Origin of the sequence: Qipengyuania sp. R86523 (assembly GCF_044596365.1) — a bacterium.
GTDB lineage: Bacteria > Pseudomonadota > Alphaproteobacteria > Sphingomonadales > Sphingomonadaceae > Qipengyuania > Qipengyuania citrea.
The window spans coordinates 1,915,549-1,931,336 of sequence record NZ_CP138997.1 but is presented as its reverse complement, the minus strand read 5'-3'; the positions used below and the strand labels follow the sequence as shown (position 1 = coordinate 1,931,336).

Here is a 15,788-nt window from a genome sequence, read left to right as displayed (position 1 = left end):
TGCAGAGCTAGGCGTTCTCTAGCCGGTCCTGCGTGGCATCGCTGGCCGCTTCCATCAGCCGCGCTTCGATCCGGTTCATCCGGTCGCCCGGCTGCAGTTTCCCGCCCGTGAGATCGGTCACGTAGAAGGTATCCGCCGCGCGTTCGCCGTAATTGGTGACATGCGCGGAATGGACCACCAGCCGGCTTTCGAACAGCGCCCGGGCCAGCCGGTTGAGCAGCGCGGACCGGTCGCGCGCATTGACTTCGATGACGGTGAACTTGTTCGACGCCTTGTTGTCGAACAACACCCGCGGGGCGACGTCGAAGGCGCGGGCCCGGCTGTGCGGCAGCGGGCGCTGCGCCAGCCGCGGGGCGAGGTCGACCTTGTTGGCCAGCGCATCGGCAATGCTTTTCTTCAGCCGGTCGAGCTGGCCGGCCTCGGCGAAGGGTTCGCCATGCGGGTCCTGGACGAGGAAATTGTCCAGCGCCCAGCCCTTGCGCGTGGTGTGGATGCGCGCGTCGATGATGTTCCCGCCCGCCAGGTGGATGCCGCCTGCAATGCGGTAGAACAGGCCCGGATGGTCGGCGGCGATCACGGTCACCAGCGTCGCCCCGCGTGCTTCGTAATATTCGCAGTGGATCGACAGCTCGTGTTCGGCCGCGCGGGCGGCGGCATAATGCACCAGGTTGAGCGCGATGATATCGGTCGGCTCGGCGATCCAGTAGGCATCGCCCATGGTCTTGGCGAGTTCATCGACCAGCGCGGCGTCCTCGCCCAGCAATTTGGCGACTTCCTGCTGCTTGTAGGCCATTTTCTGTTCGCGCCCGTGGCGCATGTGGCCAAGCCGCAGCCGTTCGCTTGAGACATCGTACAGCTCGCCCAGCAACTGCCCCTTCCAGCTGTTCCACGTACCGGGCCCGACCGCGCGGATATCGACCGCGGTCAGGATGGCCAGATGGCGCAGCCGTTCCTGACTTTGCACCAGTGCGACGAAATCCTCGATCGTCTTGGGGTCGGTCAGATCGCGCTTCTGTGCGGTGTGGCTCATCAGCAGGTGGTTGCGCACCAGCCAGGCGACCATTTCGGTCTCGCTGGGGCTGAGGCCGAACCGCGGGCACAGGTCCTCGGCGACTTCGGCGCCGAGGACCGAATGATCCCCCCCGCGGCCCTTGGCGATATCGTGCAACAGCGCCGCGACATAGGCCGTGCGGCGCGAACCGACCTTGTGGATCAGCCGCGTGGCGCGCGGATGGTCGTCCGCCAGTTCGCCCTTCTCGATCTGGTTGAGCAGGCCGATCGCGCGGATGGTGTGCTCGTCCACCGTATAATGGTGGTACATGTCGAACTGCATCTGCGCATTGACCTTGCCGAAATCGGGCACGAACTTGCCGAACACGCCCGTCTCGTTCATCCAGCGCAGCACCATTTCGGGATCGTTGCGGCCGCACAGCAGGTCGAGGAACAGCGTGTTGGCGCGCGGATCCTCGCGCACCGCATTGTCGATCGCCCCGCTGTCGCGGTCGGCCTGCCGCATGGTTTCGGGATGGATCTCCAGCTCTTCGGCCTCGGCCAGCTGGAAGATCTCGATCAGCCGGACCGGGTCCTTCTTGAACCAGTCGTCCGAAGGCGCGGCGATCTTGCCCCCGAACACGCGATAACCCTTGAGCTGGCGGGCTTTCTGCTTCCAGCCGGCGAAGAAGCCGCGCCGCGCGGTTTTGGCTTCGAACTGGTCGTCGATATGCGCGAGGAACACGCCGGTCAGCGAACCGACGCGTTTCGCCTGCAGGAAATAGAACTGCATGAACCGTTCGACCGAACTCTTGCCCGGCCGCTCGGCGAATTTCATGCGTTCGGCAATGCGCCGCTGCAGATCGAAGGTCAGCCGATCCTCGGCGCGGCCGGTGATCACATGCATGTGGCTGCGCACCGCCAGCAGGAAGTTTTCCGCGCGCCGGAAGCTGCGATACTCGGCCGGGGTGAACAGGCCGACATCGACCAGTTCGGAAGCGGTGCGTACCCGGTGGATGAACTTGCCGATCCAGTAGAGCGTGTGGAGGTCGCGCAGCCCGCCCTTGCCGTCCTTCACATTGGGTTCGACGACGTAGCGGCTGTCGCCCATGCGCTTGTGGCGAGCGTTGCGTTCGGCCAGTTTCTCGGTGACGAAATTGCGCTGGTTGCCCTGCACGACCTCGGCGGTGAACCGCCGCGACCCTTCCTCGAACAGCTCCTGGTCGCCCCAGACGTAACGTCCTTCGAGCAGCGCGGTGCGGATGGTCAGATCGTTCTTCGACAGCCGCATCGCCTCGTCCAGCGTGCGGGTCGAATGGCCGACCTTCAGCCCGAGGTCCCACAACAGGTAGAGCATCGCCTCGACCACCTGTTCGCACCAGGCGGTTTTCTTCCCGCCGACGAGGAAGGCGACATCGACATCCGAATGCGGCGACATTTCCGCGCGGCCATAGCCGCCCACCGCGATCACCGTGAGCCGTTCGGCCTGCGAACGGTTGGCGCTGGGGTAGAGATGGGTGGTCGCGTGATCGTGGATCACCCGGATCAGCTGGTCGATGAGGAAGGCGAAACCGCCCGCATTCTCGTGGCCGGCCGAAGGCTTGGCCTCCAGCCGGCTCTCGAGTTCGGCGCGCCCCTTGTCGAGCGCGGTCTTGAGCAGCTGCACGACCGGCCCACGCGCCTGCTCGCCATGCTCCTCCACCAGCGAGCCGATTTCGGAGGCAAGCCTGCGCCTGTCGATGATCGCGCGCTGGCGGGGAACCTGGGTCGTGCTCAAGCCGGAAGATGCTCCTTGGCGTAGGTGGCCTTGACCGTCCGCTTGTCGACCTTCTGCGTGCCGAGGCGGGGCAGTTGTTCCTCGCTCTGCCACATCACCGAGGGGATCTTGAAGGGAGCGATGTGCTCGCGCAGGAAGTCCTGCAATTCCTCGACCGACAGCGTCTGTCCCGGATGCGGGTAATAGACTGCGGCCGGGATTTCACCGAAGCGTTCGTCGGGCAGGCCGAAGACCGAGCATTCGGCAACCTTGGGATGCGCGTAGATCGCTTCCTCCACCTCGATGCAGCTGATGTTCTCGCCGCCGCGGATGATGATGTCCTTCTTGCGGTCGACAATGAAGAGGTAATTGTCTTCATCGAGGTATCCGAGGTCACCAGTGCGGAAATAGGCATCGTCGGAATAGGCCGCCTTAGTAGCATCCTCGTTCTTCCAATAGCCGAGGAAGTTGCACACCGAGCGGATCGAGACCTCGCCGATCTGGCCCTGCGGCAGCGGCTTTCCATCGTCGTCGAGAATCGCCATGTCGACCAGCGGCAGCGAAGGCATGCCGGTGCTGTTGGGCTTGGCGAGATAGTTCTCGTTGAGATTGCCCGCGCCGACGCCGTTGGTCTCGGTCAGGCCATACCCCAGCGCGGGGAAGCCGTCCTTGAAGGCATCCTTGATCTTCTTGACGTGTTCGATCGGGCGCGCGGCACCGCCGCCGGCAAAGGTCTTGCACTGCGACAGATCGTATTTCTCGCGTTCCGGGTGAACCGCGATCTCGTAGCTCATCAGCGGCACGCCGACGAAATAGGTGATCTGTTCCCGGTCGAGCAGTTCGAGCGCATTGGTCGCATCCCACTTGGGCATCAGCACCAGCTTGCGGCCCATGGCGAAGCTCTGCAGGAACAGCGGGACCTCGCCCGTGACGTGGAACAGCGGCACCGCCACCAGCGCGCTGGGCTGGACCGTCGGGGCTTCGCCGCGCTCGGTCAGCAGCTGCAGCATCATCGCGGTCTGGCAGACGTAGTTCATCGTGCCCGAAACGACGCCGAGATGATCCGAATAGGCCCCCTTGGGATGGCCGGTCGAACCCGAAGTGTAGAGAATGGTGGCGAGATCGTCGGGGCCGATCTGCCCCAGCATGGTCATGGCGGTGTCGCCCGCCGCCCATACGGGAGCGAGGCCTTCCGACGGGACGCCGTGCTCGAACACGACGACCTTCGCGCCGTGTTCGACGCCTTCGAGCCGCTCAGCGCGCTGCGCATCGGCCAGCACCAGCTTGCAATCGCACAGGCCGATTCCGTAGGCCATTTCCTCGCCGGTCCACCAGCCGTTGAGCAGCGTCGCGCAGCCGCCCGCCATGATCACGCCCATATAGGCGATGATCCAATTGGCCGAATTGCGCGCGGCGATACCCACGCGGTCGCCCTTTTCGATCCCGTGCTGGCTTGACAGGCTATGCGCCACATGGCTGGCGGCATGCCAGACTTCGCCGAAGGTCAGCCGCATGTCGCCATCGACGATGAACAGCTCGTCCTTCTTCTCGTTGCAGAAATGCGCGAAGAAATGCGCCAGGCTGGGCGGCGCGTTCTTGAACGCCGGCATGGTGACGCCGCGGCGCGTCGTTTCGGTCAGTTCGAACATCTGTCCCGGTGCGGTAACCGCCTGGGTGATCCGGCTGATATCCTTGTCGAGTTGTGTCGGCATGGGTGGTGTAGTGTCCTCTCCAAATCGGCGCGCGGCCCCGTGATCGAGGCTCGCGCAGTAATTGCGGCTCGACGCAGGCTTTCCCCAAAACCCCTGCTATGCCAAAAGCCGCCCCGATGGGTCGCCGGTTGCGGCCTTCGACTCACCTCTAAGGGGATAACCACTTGCTGTCACTACTGGCTGCATCGGGCGCGGCAGAGCCGATCTACTGGGAAAATCTGGGGCTGCGGCCCTATCTGTTCGAGGTCGGCGGGTTCCAGCTGCGGTTCTACTCGCTCGCCTACCTGCTCGGCATCCTGTTCGCCTATTGGCATCTGTCGAAAATGATCAAGGCCCCCGGCGCGCCGATGGCGCAGCGCCATGCCGACGACCTGTTCTTCTATTGCACGCTCGGCGTCATCCTTGGCGGGCGGATCGGCTATGCGGCGTTCTACAAACCCGAACTGTTCGCCAGCGCGGACGTGTTCAAGCTGTGGGAAGGCGGGATGAGTTTCCACGGCGGGGTCATCGGCGTGCTGATCGCGATCAGCTGGGTCGCCTGGCGCGGCGGGCTCAACTGGCTGCGCATCTGCGACTATATCGCGGTCAACGTGCCGCTGGCCTACATGCTCGGGCGGCTGGCGAATTTCGTCAACGGCGAACTCTACGGACGCGCGGTTGCCAGCGATTACCCGCTGGCGATGGTCTTCCCGACCGATCCCGACCAGCTCCCGCGCCACCCCAGCCAGCTGTACCAGGCAGGCTTCGAAGGGCTGCTGCTGGGGCTGCTGCTGCTGGCATTGTTCTGGCAGACCCGTGCCCGGTACCGGCCCGGCCTGCTGGTGGCGGTCTTCACCATCGGCATGGGGCTGGGGCGGTTTTTGATGGAATTCTTCCGCGAACCCGACACGCACCTCGCCTATGTGGTGGTCGAAACCGGCCTTTCGCGCGGACAGTGGCTCAGCCTGCCGATGATCCTGATCGGTGTCGTGGTCCTGGTCTATGCGCTGCTGCGCCCGGCCACGGGCAGCGCCGGGGCGGGCAAGACCCGCCGCGCATGAGCGAAGCCGTTTCGACCCCGCTGGCGGACAGTTTCCGCAGGTTGATCGCCCAGCACGGGCCGATGCCCGTCACGCGCTACATGGGCGAAAGCAACGCCCGCTATTACACCACGCGCGATCCGCTGGGCGCGGCCGGCGATTTCACCACCGCGCCCGAGATCAGCCAGATGTTTGGCGAAATGGCGGGTCTGTGGCTGGCGGATATCTGGACCCGGGCGGGGCGCCCGGAAGACGCGCTCTATGTCGAGCTCGGGCCGGGCCGGGGGACGCTGGCGAAGGATGCGCTGCGTGCGATGGCCAGCCAGGGGCTGCGCCCGCAGGTGCATCTGGTCGAGGGATCCGAGGCCCTGCGCGCGGTCCAGGGAGCGGCGCTGGCCGGGGCGCAGTTCCACGATTCGCTCGACAGCCTGCCGACCGATCGCCCCATCCTGCTGCTCGCCAACGAGTTTCTCGATGCACTGCCGGTGCGGCAATTGGTTCGGACCGAAACCGGCTGGCGCGAACGGATGGTCGGGATCGAGGACGGCGATCTGGCCTTCGTTTCGGGGCCGAGCCCGCTCGACGCGGCGGTGCCCGACGCGCAGCGCAGTGCGCCGGTCGGCACGGTCATCGAAACCTCCCCCGCCGCCGCGGCGCTGGTCGAGGCGCTGGCGCGGCGGATCGACGTCCAGGGCGGCGCGGCGCTGTTGATCGATTACGGCCATCTCGCCCCTCGCACCGGGGCGACGCTGCAGGCCGTCCGTGCGCATGAAAAGGTCGATGTCTTCGCTGCACCGGGCGAAATGGACCTCACCGCGCATGTCGATTTCGCCACGCTCTACACGATTGCGCGGCGCGAGGGCGTGGCCAGTTCGCTGACCACGCAGGGCGCCTGGCTGACCGCGATGGGCATCGGCCTGCGCGCGCAGGCACTGGTCGCTGCGGCGCCCGGCCGCGCGCGCGAAGTGCAGCAAGCGCATGACCGCCTCGTGCAAGAGGATGCCATGGGCGACCTGTTCAAATGCATGGCGCTGTCCGCGCGCGACTGGCCGCGCGGCGCGGGTTTCCCCGAAGGCCAGCGAAGGACGCCGCCGTCATGAAACACCTGTTCGCCCTGGCTGCGCTTGCACTGGCTGCCACGCCGCTGGCCGCCGCCGAACCGATCGAGGGGCGCTGGGTGACCAAACACCGGGATGCCATCGTGCAGATCGGCGATTGCGGGCGCAGCATCTGCGGGCGGATCGCCAAATTCCTCGTCACCCCGCCGCAGGGCGCCGACCAGCGCGACGTCAACAACCGCGATGCCGCCAAGCGCAGCCGCAAGCTGCTCGGCATGGCGATCCTCACCGGCTTCACCGAAGACGAGGATTCGTGGCGCGGCGAGATCTACGATCCGAACAACGGCAAGACCTATCGTTCGATAGTGCGCCGCCGCGGTCCCGACCGGCTCGAGGTCAAGGGCTGCATCGGCCCCTTCTGCCAGACGCAGGTCTGGCAGCGCGCACGCTAGCCTACCCGCCGATCCGTTCGGCGAGGCGGCGCGCGGCCTCCCCGAACGACAGCTTGTCTTCGTCGCGATCGACCGAATAATTGGCTTCGCGCATTGCTTCCACGCCGATCGCACCGATCAGCGGCTCGAGCGCGGCGACCAGCGCGTCGTCCGTCCCGGTTTGGGGGGCGAGCAGGATGATCGCATCGTAATTGGGGAAGGCGCCTTCCGGATCGTCGAGGATCACGAGGTCATCCGCCGCGATCCGCCCGTCGGAGGTGTAGGCACCGATCACGTCGGCCTCGCCCGAGGTCAGCGCATTGTACATGAAGGTGGGCGAGAAATTGCGCCGTGCGGCGAAGCGCAGGCCATAGGCCTCGCGCACCGCGATCCATTCGGGCCGTTCGAAGAATTCGGGATCGCCGCCGATGGTCATGCCCTGCGCGCGTCCCACCAGATCACCGATACTGGCGAAACCGCCGGCCTCGGCCGCCGCGCGCGGCATGGCGAGGCCATAGGCGTTTTCGAATCCCAGCCGGCCCAGCACATGCGTGCCGCTGGTGCGGGTTTCCCACGCGGCAATCTCGGCAAGCATGGTTTCGCGGTCGGGATTGTCGCTGCGTTCCATCTGGTTGGTCCAGATGGTGCCGGTGTAATCGACCAGCACGTCGATCGCCCCGGTCGATACCGCCTGATGCGCGACCGCCGAACCCAGCCCGTCGCGGTATTCGACCCCGTACCCCGCCGCCTCCAGCTGTTGCCCGATCAGGCGGGCGAGGATGTATTGCTCGGAAAAGCCCTTGGCCCCGATGACGATGCGGTCGCCCCCCCGGTCGCCGAACTGGACGGCAAGCGCGGCCAGAATGCCCAGCAGGACCGCCGCCAGTCCGCCGAACGTCAGCATCCGGCGGCGCGTGGCGAGCCCTTTCTCGATCAGGCCAAGCAGCGCATCGGCGACCAGCGCCAGACCGGCGCTGGCAATACAGCCCGCCAGCACCAGCACCCAGTTCTGCGTCTGCAGACCGGCGAAGATCGGATCACCCAGGCTTGGCTGGCCGATGGTGGTGGCCAGTGTGGCGGCACCAATGGTCCACACCGATGCGGTACGGATGCCGGCCATGATGTAAGGCGCGGTCAGCGGAGCTTCGACCAGCCGCAGGCGCTGCCAGAAATTCATGCCGACGCCGTGCGCGGCCTCGATCACGCCCGGGTCGAGATTGACCTGCGCGGTCACCGCATTGCGCAGGATCGGCAGCAGCGCATACAGCGCCAGCGCCAGCAGCGCGGGCAGGAAACCCAGTGTGGGCAGGCCTTCGCCGAACACGGCGCGCAGCGACAGCAATATGGGGAAGAACAGCGCGAGCAGCGCCAGTGCGGGGATCGTCTGCACCAGGCTGGCAAAGCCCAGCGTGGCGCGCGCGACCGGTTCGGAACGGCTGGCCCAGACCGCCAGCGGCAAGGCCACTGCAATCCCCAGCGCGATCGCCGCAGCGGACAGCAGCACATGCGCGGCCAGCTTGTCGCCGAGGCCAAGCAGCGTGGTCCAGATCGCGCTCACCGGGCCAGCTCCGCCAGCCGGTCGGCCTGCGCGCGGGGAACCGCGACCAGACCCTGCGCGATGGCGCCGCCGGCCCCCGACAGCAGCGCGTGCGGGGTTTCGTCCGCGACCACTTTCCCGGCATCCATCACCAGCACGCGGTCAGCCAGCAGCAACGCTTCGGCCATGTCGTGAGTGACCATCACCGTGGTCAGGCCGAATTCGCCATGCAGGGCGCGGACCCGGTCGCCGAGCGCGTCGCGCGTGATCGGATCGAGTGCGCCGAAGGGTTCGTCCATCAGCAGCAAGCGCGGTTCATTGGCCAGTGCGCGCGCCACACCGACCCGCTGGCGCTGCCCGCCCGACAATTCGTCGGGCAGCCGGTCCGCCATTTCGGGTTCGAGATCGACCAGTTCGAGCAGGCGGGCAATCCGTTCGCCCGCCAGCCGTTCGCCGACCAGCCGCGGGCCGATGGCGATGTTTTCGCCCACCGTCATGTGCGGGAACAGCCCGACCGACTGAAACACGTAACCGATCTGGCGGCGCAGCGCCGCCAAGGGCAGGCCTTCGACATTGTCGCCCGCGAACCGCACTGCGCCGGCGGTCGGATCGATCAGGCGGTTGACGGTCTTGAGCAGCGTCGACTTGCCCGAGCCCGAGGCGCCGACCAGCGCGACGAATTCGCCATCGCCGACCGCCAGCGACACGCCGGCTACTGCCAGCGTCGGGCCATAGCTCTTGCGCACGTTGCTGAATTCGACCAGCGCTGGCGGGTCCCCGCTCACGCGGCTTCGTCGGCGGTCTCGACCGGCAGGGCGTAGGTGACGCTTTCCAGTTCGATCACCGTGCCCGCATCGTTTTCGGCGCGCATCACGCCAGTGCGCATCCGGTCCGGTTCCCAGCAGCGTTCGACGCCGTTTTCGTCATCGGGCCGCAGGCACAGCTGCTTGCCGTTGCCTTCTTCCTCCGAATACCGCCAGCTGCCGGTCTGCCACGGATCGCCGTTGCGCAGGTCGCGGTAGGTGCCGTCCTGGTCGAGATAGGTGGTGTAGCGCGCGCCATCGGCCGCCAGCACCCGCCAGGCGGTCGCGGCGAACACCTCGGGCGCGGGTTCGCCGGTGGGAGTGGCGATGGCCTGCTGCGTCGCGGTGAGCGTTTCGCTTTGCTGCTCGGTCGGGCTGCAGGCGGCGAGCGCGGACAGGACAAGGCCGGCCAGCGCCAGTCGCCGCGGCAGGAATTTCGCATCGCTCAGCATGAGGTCTGGCAAAGCACAGCCGCGCCCCACACGCAAGGCGCAGCCCGGGTCAGGTCTGGATCGATGCGCGCGGGAAAACGATCCGGATGTCGAGCCCGTCGTCCGAATAGGTGCGCTCGAACGTGCCGCTCAGCTGGCCTTCGACGGCCATGCGCAGCAACCGCGAACCGAAGCCTTCGGGCGATCCCGGCGTGGGAACGGCGCCGCCGCGAGTGTTCTCGTCCCACGTGACGCAGACCGTGTCGTCGCCCTCGCAATCGGCCTCGACCGTCACCGTGACGAACCCGTCGGGGGCCGACAATGCGCCGTATTTGGCCGAGTTGGTGGCCAGTTCGTGGAAGATCAGCGCCAGCGGCGTGGCCGCGCGCGCGCCGATCCTGATGCCCGGCCCGGTCACGCTGAAACGCTCCTGGTCCGGCGTGCCATAGGGGGCGAGCAGGTCGGCCAGCAGACCCGATAGCGTGCTGGCGCGCTGCCCGTGTCCGGGGCGGACGTAATTGTGCGCAGCGCTCAGCGAGCGGATCGTATCGTTAAGCTCGGCAGCGAATTCGGCGATCTCGGGCTTGCCCCGCGCGCGGATTGCAATCAGCCCCGACACCACCGCGAAGATGTTCTTGATCCGGTGCGACAGTTCGTTCGCCAGCAGGTCGCGTGCTTCGGACAGGCGGTGCTGCCGGTCGACGTCGATGACCGTCCCGAACCAGCGGTTCTGCCCTTCGGTGGTGGGGGTCTGCACCGCGCGCGCCAGCATCCAGCGGTAATTGCCGTCGGACAGCTTGAGCCGCCATTCGTATTCGAACGGCTTGCCGCTCTCGAGCGAGGCCTGGAACGCGCCCGAGGCCTGCGCCCAGTCTTCCGGGTGCACCGCATTCTGCCAGTCGGCCAGCCGGCGCGGCTGGGCGGTGGCGGTCAGCTCGCTCCACTGCGCGCTGACATAGTCGAAATTGCCCGCGCCATCGGCCGACCAGGCGATCCCCGGCACGCTGTCGATCATCCGCTGGAGATAGCTCTCGCGCATGTGCACCGCTTCCTGCGCGGTCTCGCCCAGCCGGCGCTGCGAAATCGCGCGCATGGTCGACCTGGCCAGCACCGCCAGCGTTTCGCGCTGCAGTTCGGTCAGGCCTTCGGGCCGCGGCTTGTCGTCGATCACGCACAGCGCGCCCAGCGGGGCGCCTTCGGCCGAGATCAGCGGCTGGCCCGCGTAGAAGCGGATATGCGGTTCGCCGGTAACCAGCGGATTCTCGGCGAAACGCGGATCCTCGCGCGCGTCGGGCACCACCATCGGTTCGGCTTCGAGCATGGCATGCGCGCAGAAGCTGGTCGAGCGCGGGGTCTCGCGCGCATCGATCCCGGTGCGGGTGAGGAACAGCTGCCGTTCCTGTTCGACCATGGTCACCATGGCCATCGGCACATCGCACAGTTTCGCGGCGAGATTGACGATACCCTGCAGCTCGGGATCGTCGATCATCCCGTCGGTACCGTGTGCAGCAAGCACCGCGAGCCGGCGCTCGTCGTCGCAATAGGCATCCGAAGGGGGTTTGCCTTCGGGCCATGGAATGCTCGTCTTGCGAAACATCGGTCAGCCAAGGCGGTTAGAAGCAAGCGTCTATGGCGTAAAGCATTTCCACGCAGGTGCGGGCAAAGCAGGCCTATTGCGTTTGCCCCATCTGGCGCGCTCGGCTATCGGCCCGCGCAACTAAAGAGAACCTTCGCCAGCCCCAAGGAGAGAGCATGCGCGCGACCCCCGATTTCGATTTCCAGCTTGGCGAAAGCGCGGAAATGATCCGCGACACCGTGGCCCGCTTCGCCGACGAACAGATCGCCCCCCAGGCCGAGAAGATCGACCGCGAAGACTATTTCCCGCGCGAAGAACTGTGGCGCCAGATGGGCGAGCTGGGCCTGCACGGCATCACCGTGAGCGAAGAGGATGGCGGGCTCGGTCTCGGCTATCTCGAACACGTCATCGCGGTCGAGGAAGTCAGCCGGGCCTCGGCCTCGCTCGGCCTCAGCTACGGCGCGCATTCGAACCTGTGCATCAACCAGATCCGCCGCTGGGGCAATGCCGAGCAGAAGGCCAAGTATCTCCCCCCGCTGATCTCGGGCGAGCATGTCGGCAGCCTCGCCATGTCCGAAGCCTCCGCCGGATCGGACGTGGTGTCGATGAAGCTCAAGGCCGAAGCGGTCGATGGCGGCTACCGCCTCAACGGTACCAAGTTCTGGATCACCAATGCGCCCCATGCCGATACGCTGGTGGTCTATGCCAAGACCGATGGCAGCGCGGGCAGCCGCGGGATCACCGCCTTCCTGATCGAGAAGGACGATGCGGGGTTCTCCATCGGCCAGAAGATCGAGAAGGTCGGCATGCGCGGGTCGCCCACCGCCGAACTGGTGTTCGACGATTGCTTCGTGCCCGAAGACCGCGTGATGGGGCCGCTGAACGGCGGCGTCGGCGTGCTGATGAGCGGGCTGGATTACGAACGCGTGGTGCTGTCGGGCATCCAGCTGGGCATCATGCAGGCCTGTCTCGACACGGTCATCCCCTACCTGCGCGAGCGCAAGCAGTTCGGCAAGCCGATCGGCAGCTTCCAGCTGATGCAGGCTAAGGTGGCCGACATGTATGTCGCGCTGCAAACCGCCCGGGCCTATACCTATGCGGTCGCCAAGGCCTGCGATGCCGACCAGACGACGCGCTTCGATGCCGCCGGCGTGATCCTCTATTCAAGCGAGAGCGCCTTCCGTGTGGCCGCCGAAAGCGTCCAGGCGCTGGGCGGGGCGGGCTATACGCTCGACTGGCCGGTCGAACGCTACATGCGCGATGCCAAACTGCTCGACATTGGCGCCGGCACCAACGAGATCCGCCGCATGCTGATCGGCCGCGAGCTCATCGGGGCGGCGGGATGACCGCACCGGTCCTGACCTCGACGCTCGACCGCGAAGCGCCCGACGCCAAGGCGCGGTTCGCGCACAACAGGTCGCTCGCAGCCGAATTGCGCTCCGCCGTCGCCGCAGCCGCGCTCGGCGGGTCCGAAGGCAGCCGCGAGCGGCATGTCGGGCGGGGCAAGCTGCTCCCGCGCGAACGGGTCGAGCGGCTGCTCGATCCCGGCTCGCCCTTCCTCGAGATCGGCCAGCTTGCAGCCAACGGGATGTACGGCAAGGACGAAATCAACGGCGCGGGGCTGATCTGCGGAATCGGCCGCGTTGCGGGCCGGCAGGTGATGATCGTGTGCAACGATGCCACGGTGAAGGGCGGCACCTATTACCCGCTGACGGTCAAGAAGCACTTGCGCGCACAGGAAATCGCGCAGGAAAACCGCCTGCCGTGCATCTACCTCGTCGACAGCGGCGGGGCGAACCTGCCGCACCAGGCGGAGGTCTTCCCCGACCGCGACCATTTCGGGCGCATCTTCTTCAACCAGGCGAACATGTCCGCGCTTGGCATCCCGCAGATCGCCTGCGTGATGGGCAGCTGCACCGCGGGCGGGGCCTATGTCCCGGCCATGTCCGACGAAACGGTGATCGTGCGCGAACAGGGCACGATCTTCCTTGCCGGTCCGCCGCTGGTGAAAGCCGCGACGGGCGAGGAGATCAGCGCGGAAGACCTGGGCGGCGGCGATCTGCATGCGCGCAAGTCGGGCGTGGTCGACCATCTGGCCGAGAACGACGAGCATGCGCTGACCATCGTGCGCGACATCGTCAGCCATCTGGGCGAGAACCCGGCCGCCGCGCAAAGCGTGGAACGGCGCGATGCCCGCGCCCCGCAATTCGATGCCGAGGACCTCTATGCGCTGATCCCCGACGATGTCCGCGCGCCCTATGACGTGCACGAGGTCATCGCCCGGCTGGTCGACGGCAGCGAGTTCCACGAATTCAAGCAGCATTACGGCAGCACGCTGGTGTGCGGCTTTGCCCATATCTGGGGCATGCCGGTCGCGATCCTCGCCAACAATGGCGTGCTGTTTTCCGAAAGCGCGCAGAAGGGTGCGCATTTCATCGAACTGGCGTGCCAGCGCCGGATCCCCTTGCTGTTCCTGCAGAACATCAGCGGCTTCATGGTGGGCGGCAAGTACGAGGCTGAAGGCATTGCCAAGCATGGCGCCAAGCTGGTCACTGCAGTCGCCACCGCCAGCGTGCCCAAGATCACCGTGGTTATCGGCGGCAGCTTCGGGGCGGGCAATTACGGCATGTGCGGCCGCGCCTACAGCCCGCGTTTCCTGTTCACCTGGCCCAACGCGCGGATCAGCGTGATGGGGGGCGAACAGGCCGCCTCGGTACTGGCGACGGTCCACCGCGATGCCGACAGCTGGAGCGATGAGGAGACCGAAGCCTTCAAGGCGCCGATCCGCCAGAAATACGAGGACGAGGGCAACCCCTATTACGCCACCGCGCGGTTGTGGGACGACGGGGTGATCGACCCCGTGCAGACGCGCGACGTACTGGGGCTGGCCCTTGGCGCCACGCTCGAGGCGCCGATCCCCGAACGACCGCAATTCGGCGTGTTCCGGATGTAGTCTCGCAATCCGCCGGGCTTGTGCTAGGCGGAAGCGGGGAGAGACCATGCCGACCGATCCGAACCGCCGGCCCTCGCTGCTGAGCCGTCTGGTGCGGCGCATTCTGCTCGCCCTGTATCGCTGGAAGGGCTGGACCCTCGAAGGCCGTCGCCCGGACTGCGACAAATTCATCATTCTCGGCGCGCCGCACACGTCGAACTGGGATTTCATCTTCTTCCTCGGCGCGACGCACGAGCTGGGCATACGGCCCAATTTCATCGGCAAGTCGAGCCTGTTCAAATGGCCGATGACCCGGTTCATGCTCGATATGGGCGGGGTCCCGGTCGAACGCTCGAAAAGCGGCAATTACGTCGAACAGGTGGCAGCGGCATTCGCGCGGTCAGACGATCTGGCGCTGGTCATCGCGCCCGAGGGATCGCGGACCTTCAGGGGCGAATGGAAAACCGGTTTCTACCATATCGCCATGGCGGCGGGCGTGCCGATCGTGCCCGCCTGGGTCGACAATGCCACCATGCGCGGCGGCATCGGCGAAGCGATCGTGCCGACCGGCGACTATGCGGCAGACCTCGCCCGGCTGGCGGCCTTCTACCGCGAGAAGCGCCCCGATTGCGACCGGTTCGCCGCGCTGGAAAACCACGCCCTTACGCTGAAGGAGAAGACGCGTGATAGTTGAATCGCTGCTCGCGAATTTCGTGATCCTGCTTGGTCTGGCCCTGATCCTGTGGGTGGTCGCGGTGCAGATCGGCGATGTCAGTTTCGTCGATGCGTTCTGGGGAGGCGGGATGGCCCTGCTGGCGCTGGTCAGCTGGCTGCGGCTCTACGAACCCGGCGCACTGGCCACGCTGCTGATGGCGATGGCGGTGATCTGGGGCGCCCGGCTCGCGCTCCACCTGCTGATCCGCTGGCGCCGCGAGGGCGAGGACAAGCGCTATCGGCGCATGCTGGCGAAGGACCGCGAACAGGGCCGGTTCGCGGTGGCGGCGCTGACCAAGGTCTTCCTCGGCCAGTCGGTGCTGCTGTTCATCGTCTCCAGCCCCGCGCAATACGGCATTCTCGAAGCCGGCTCGCTCACGCCGCTCAGCGGGCTGGCGCTGGTCGGCGCCGCGCTGTGGCTGGTGGGGATCCTCTTCGAATGGGTCGGCGATTGGCAGCTTGCGCGGTTCAAGGCGGATCCGGCCAATGCAGGCAAGGTGATGGACCGCGGGCTGTGGCGCTACACCCGCCACCCCAATTATTTCGGCGATGCCTGCGTCTGGTGGGGCATCTGGATCGCGGCCGCTTCGGCGGGCTGGTGGGTGGCCGCGGCGACCGTGATCGGGCCGCTGTTCCTGACCTTCACGCTCACCCGCTGGTCGGGCGCCCCGCTGCTCGAAGGCGGGATGAAGAAATCGCGGCCGGGCTATGCGGCCTACAAGGCGCGGACGTCGGCCTTCTTCCCGCTCCCGCCGAAGAAATCCGCCGGCTAGCCGCATGGGGGGTTTAACCCCGGCACGTCCATGCCTAATTTGCGGGATGAGCGGAG

Annotated in this window: 13 protein-coding genes; 7 read left to right on the top strand and 6 right to left on the bottom strand. The window is 66.5% G+C overall.

The window, feature by feature from the left end; translation table 11 throughout:
• Positions 1–7 precede the first annotated feature (7 nt).
• Positions 8–2,767 carry a [protein-PII] uridylyltransferase gene (locus SJY12_RS09450; RefSeq protein WP_397505197.1) on the bottom strand — a complete coding sequence of 920 codons (2,760 nt, stop codon included), beginning with the start codon at positions 2,765–2,767 and terminating at the stop codon, positions 8–10.
• A complete protein-coding gene (locus SJY12_RS09445) occupies positions 2,764–4,458 on the bottom strand; it encodes a class I adenylate-forming enzyme family protein (RefSeq protein ID WP_397505195.1) in 1,695 nt (564 codons plus the stop codon). The genes SJY12_RS09450 and SJY12_RS09445 overlap by 4 nt, the downstream gene beginning before the upstream one ends.
• A gap of 164 nt (positions 4,459–4,622) precedes the next feature.
• Between SJY12_RS09445 and lgt the strand changes: the two genes are divergently transcribed.
• From lgt to SJY12_RS09430, 3 genes are read left to right on the top strand one after another with little or no spacing between them, the layout of a single operon-like run.
• A complete protein-coding gene (lgt, locus tag SJY12_RS09440; RefSeq protein ID WP_397505194.1) occupies positions 4,623–5,498 on the top strand; it encodes a prolipoprotein diacylglyceryl transferase in 876 nt (291 codons plus the stop codon).
• Positions 5,495–6,577 (top strand): class I SAM-dependent methyltransferase, encoded by a 1,083-nt coding sequence (locus SJY12_RS09435; protein WP_397505193.1) that lies wholly within the window; start codon positions 5,495–5,497, stop codon positions 6,575–6,577. The genes lgt and SJY12_RS09435 overlap by 4 nt, the downstream gene beginning before the upstream one ends.
• A complete protein-coding gene (locus SJY12_RS09430) occupies positions 6,574–6,987 on the top strand; it encodes a DUF2147 domain-containing protein (protein WP_230832119.1) in 414 nt (137 codons plus the stop codon). Before SJY12_RS09435 ends, SJY12_RS09430 begins: the two co-directional genes overlap by 4 nt.
• A gap of 1 nt (position 6,988) precedes the next feature.
• Here the strand turns inward: SJY12_RS09430 and SJY12_RS09425 are convergent, their stop codons facing one another.
• From SJY12_RS09425 to SJY12_RS09410, 4 genes are read right to left on the bottom strand one after another with little or no spacing between them, the layout of a single operon-like run.
• Entirely contained in the window at positions 6,989–8,524 is a 1,536-nt protein-coding gene (locus SJY12_RS09425; protein WP_397505192.1) for an ABC transporter permease/substrate-binding protein, read from the bottom strand.
• Positions 8,521–9,288 (bottom strand): ATP-binding cassette domain-containing protein, encoded by a 768-nt coding sequence (locus SJY12_RS09420; RefSeq protein WP_050601662.1) that lies wholly within the window; start codon positions 9,286–9,288, stop codon positions 8,521–8,523. Before SJY12_RS09420 ends, SJY12_RS09425 begins: the two co-directional genes overlap by 4 nt.
• Entirely contained in the window at positions 9,285–9,758 is a 474-nt protein-coding gene (locus SJY12_RS09415; protein ID WP_397505191.1) for a hypothetical protein, read from the bottom strand. Before SJY12_RS09415 ends, SJY12_RS09420 begins: the two co-directional genes overlap by 4 nt.
• Before the next feature lie 49 nt (positions 9,759–9,807).
• Positions 9,808–11,334 (bottom strand): sensor histidine kinase, encoded by a 1,527-nt coding sequence (locus SJY12_RS09410; protein ID WP_230832116.1) that lies wholly within the window; start codon positions 11,332–11,334, stop codon positions 9,808–9,810.
• Between the two features lie 155 nt (positions 11,335–11,489).
• Here SJY12_RS09410 and SJY12_RS09405 point away from each other — a divergent pair, with 155 nt between their 5' ends.
• From SJY12_RS09405 to SJY12_RS09390, 4 genes are read left to right on the top strand one after another with little or no spacing between them, the layout of a single operon-like run.
• Positions 11,490–12,659 carry an isovaleryl-CoA dehydrogenase gene (locus SJY12_RS09405; RefSeq protein WP_348347148.1) on the top strand — a complete coding sequence of 390 codons (1,170 nt, stop codon included), beginning with the start codon at positions 11,490–11,492 and terminating at the stop codon, positions 12,657–12,659.
• Positions 12,656–14,266 carry a carboxyl transferase domain-containing protein gene (locus SJY12_RS09400; RefSeq protein WP_397505190.1) on the top strand — a complete coding sequence of 537 codons (1,611 nt, stop codon included), beginning with the start codon at positions 12,656–12,658 and terminating at the stop codon, positions 14,264–14,266. The genes SJY12_RS09405 and SJY12_RS09400 overlap by 4 nt, the downstream gene beginning before the upstream one ends.
• A gap of 46 nt (positions 14,267–14,312) precedes the next feature.
• Positions 14,313–14,939: a lysophospholipid acyltransferase family protein gene (locus SJY12_RS09395; protein WP_063506235.1), complete on the top strand. Its 627-nt coding sequence runs from the start codon at positions 14,313–14,315 to the stop codon at positions 14,937–14,939.
• Complete coding sequence (locus SJY12_RS09390; protein ID WP_341859002.1) at positions 14,929–15,732, top strand: DUF1295 domain-containing protein; 804 nt, start codon at positions 14,929–14,931, stop codon at positions 15,730–15,732. Before SJY12_RS09395 ends, SJY12_RS09390 begins: the two co-directional genes overlap by 11 nt.
• Positions 15,733–15,788: the final 56 nt, after the last annotated feature.

Excerpts from the sequence above, each read along its gene's own strand:
- SJY12_RS09400 (WP_397505190.1), top strand. The coding sequence starts at position 12,656 with ATGACCGCACCGGTCCTGACCTCGACGCTCGACCGCGAAGCGCCCGAC.
- SJY12_RS09435 (WP_397505193.1), top strand. The coding sequence starts at position 5,495 with ATGAGCGAAGCCGTTTCGACCCCGCTGGCGGACAGTTTCCGCAGGTTG.
- SJY12_RS09415 (WP_397505191.1), bottom strand. The coding sequence starts at position 9,758 with ATGCTGAGCGATGCGAAATTCCTGCCGCGGCGACTGGCGCTGGCCGGC.
- SJY12_RS09445 (WP_397505195.1), bottom strand. The coding sequence starts at position 4,458 with ATGCCGACACAACTCGACAAGGATATCAGCCGGATCACCCAGGCGGTT.
- SJY12_RS09395 (WP_063506235.1), top strand. The coding sequence starts at position 14,313 with ATGCCGACCGATCCGAACCGCCGGCCCTCGCTGCTGAGCCGTCTGGTG.
- SJY12_RS09410 (WP_230832116.1), bottom strand. The coding sequence starts at position 11,334 with ATGTTTCGCAAGACGAGCATTCCATGGCCCGAAGGCAAACCCCCTTCG.
- SJY12_RS09405 (WP_348347148.1), top strand. The coding sequence starts at position 11,490 with ATGCGCGCGACCCCCGATTTCGATTTCCAGCTTGGCGAAAGCGCGGAA.
- SJY12_RS09430 (WP_230832119.1), top strand. The coding sequence starts at position 6,574 with ATGAAACACCTGTTCGCCCTGGCTGCGCTTGCACTGGCTGCCACGCCG.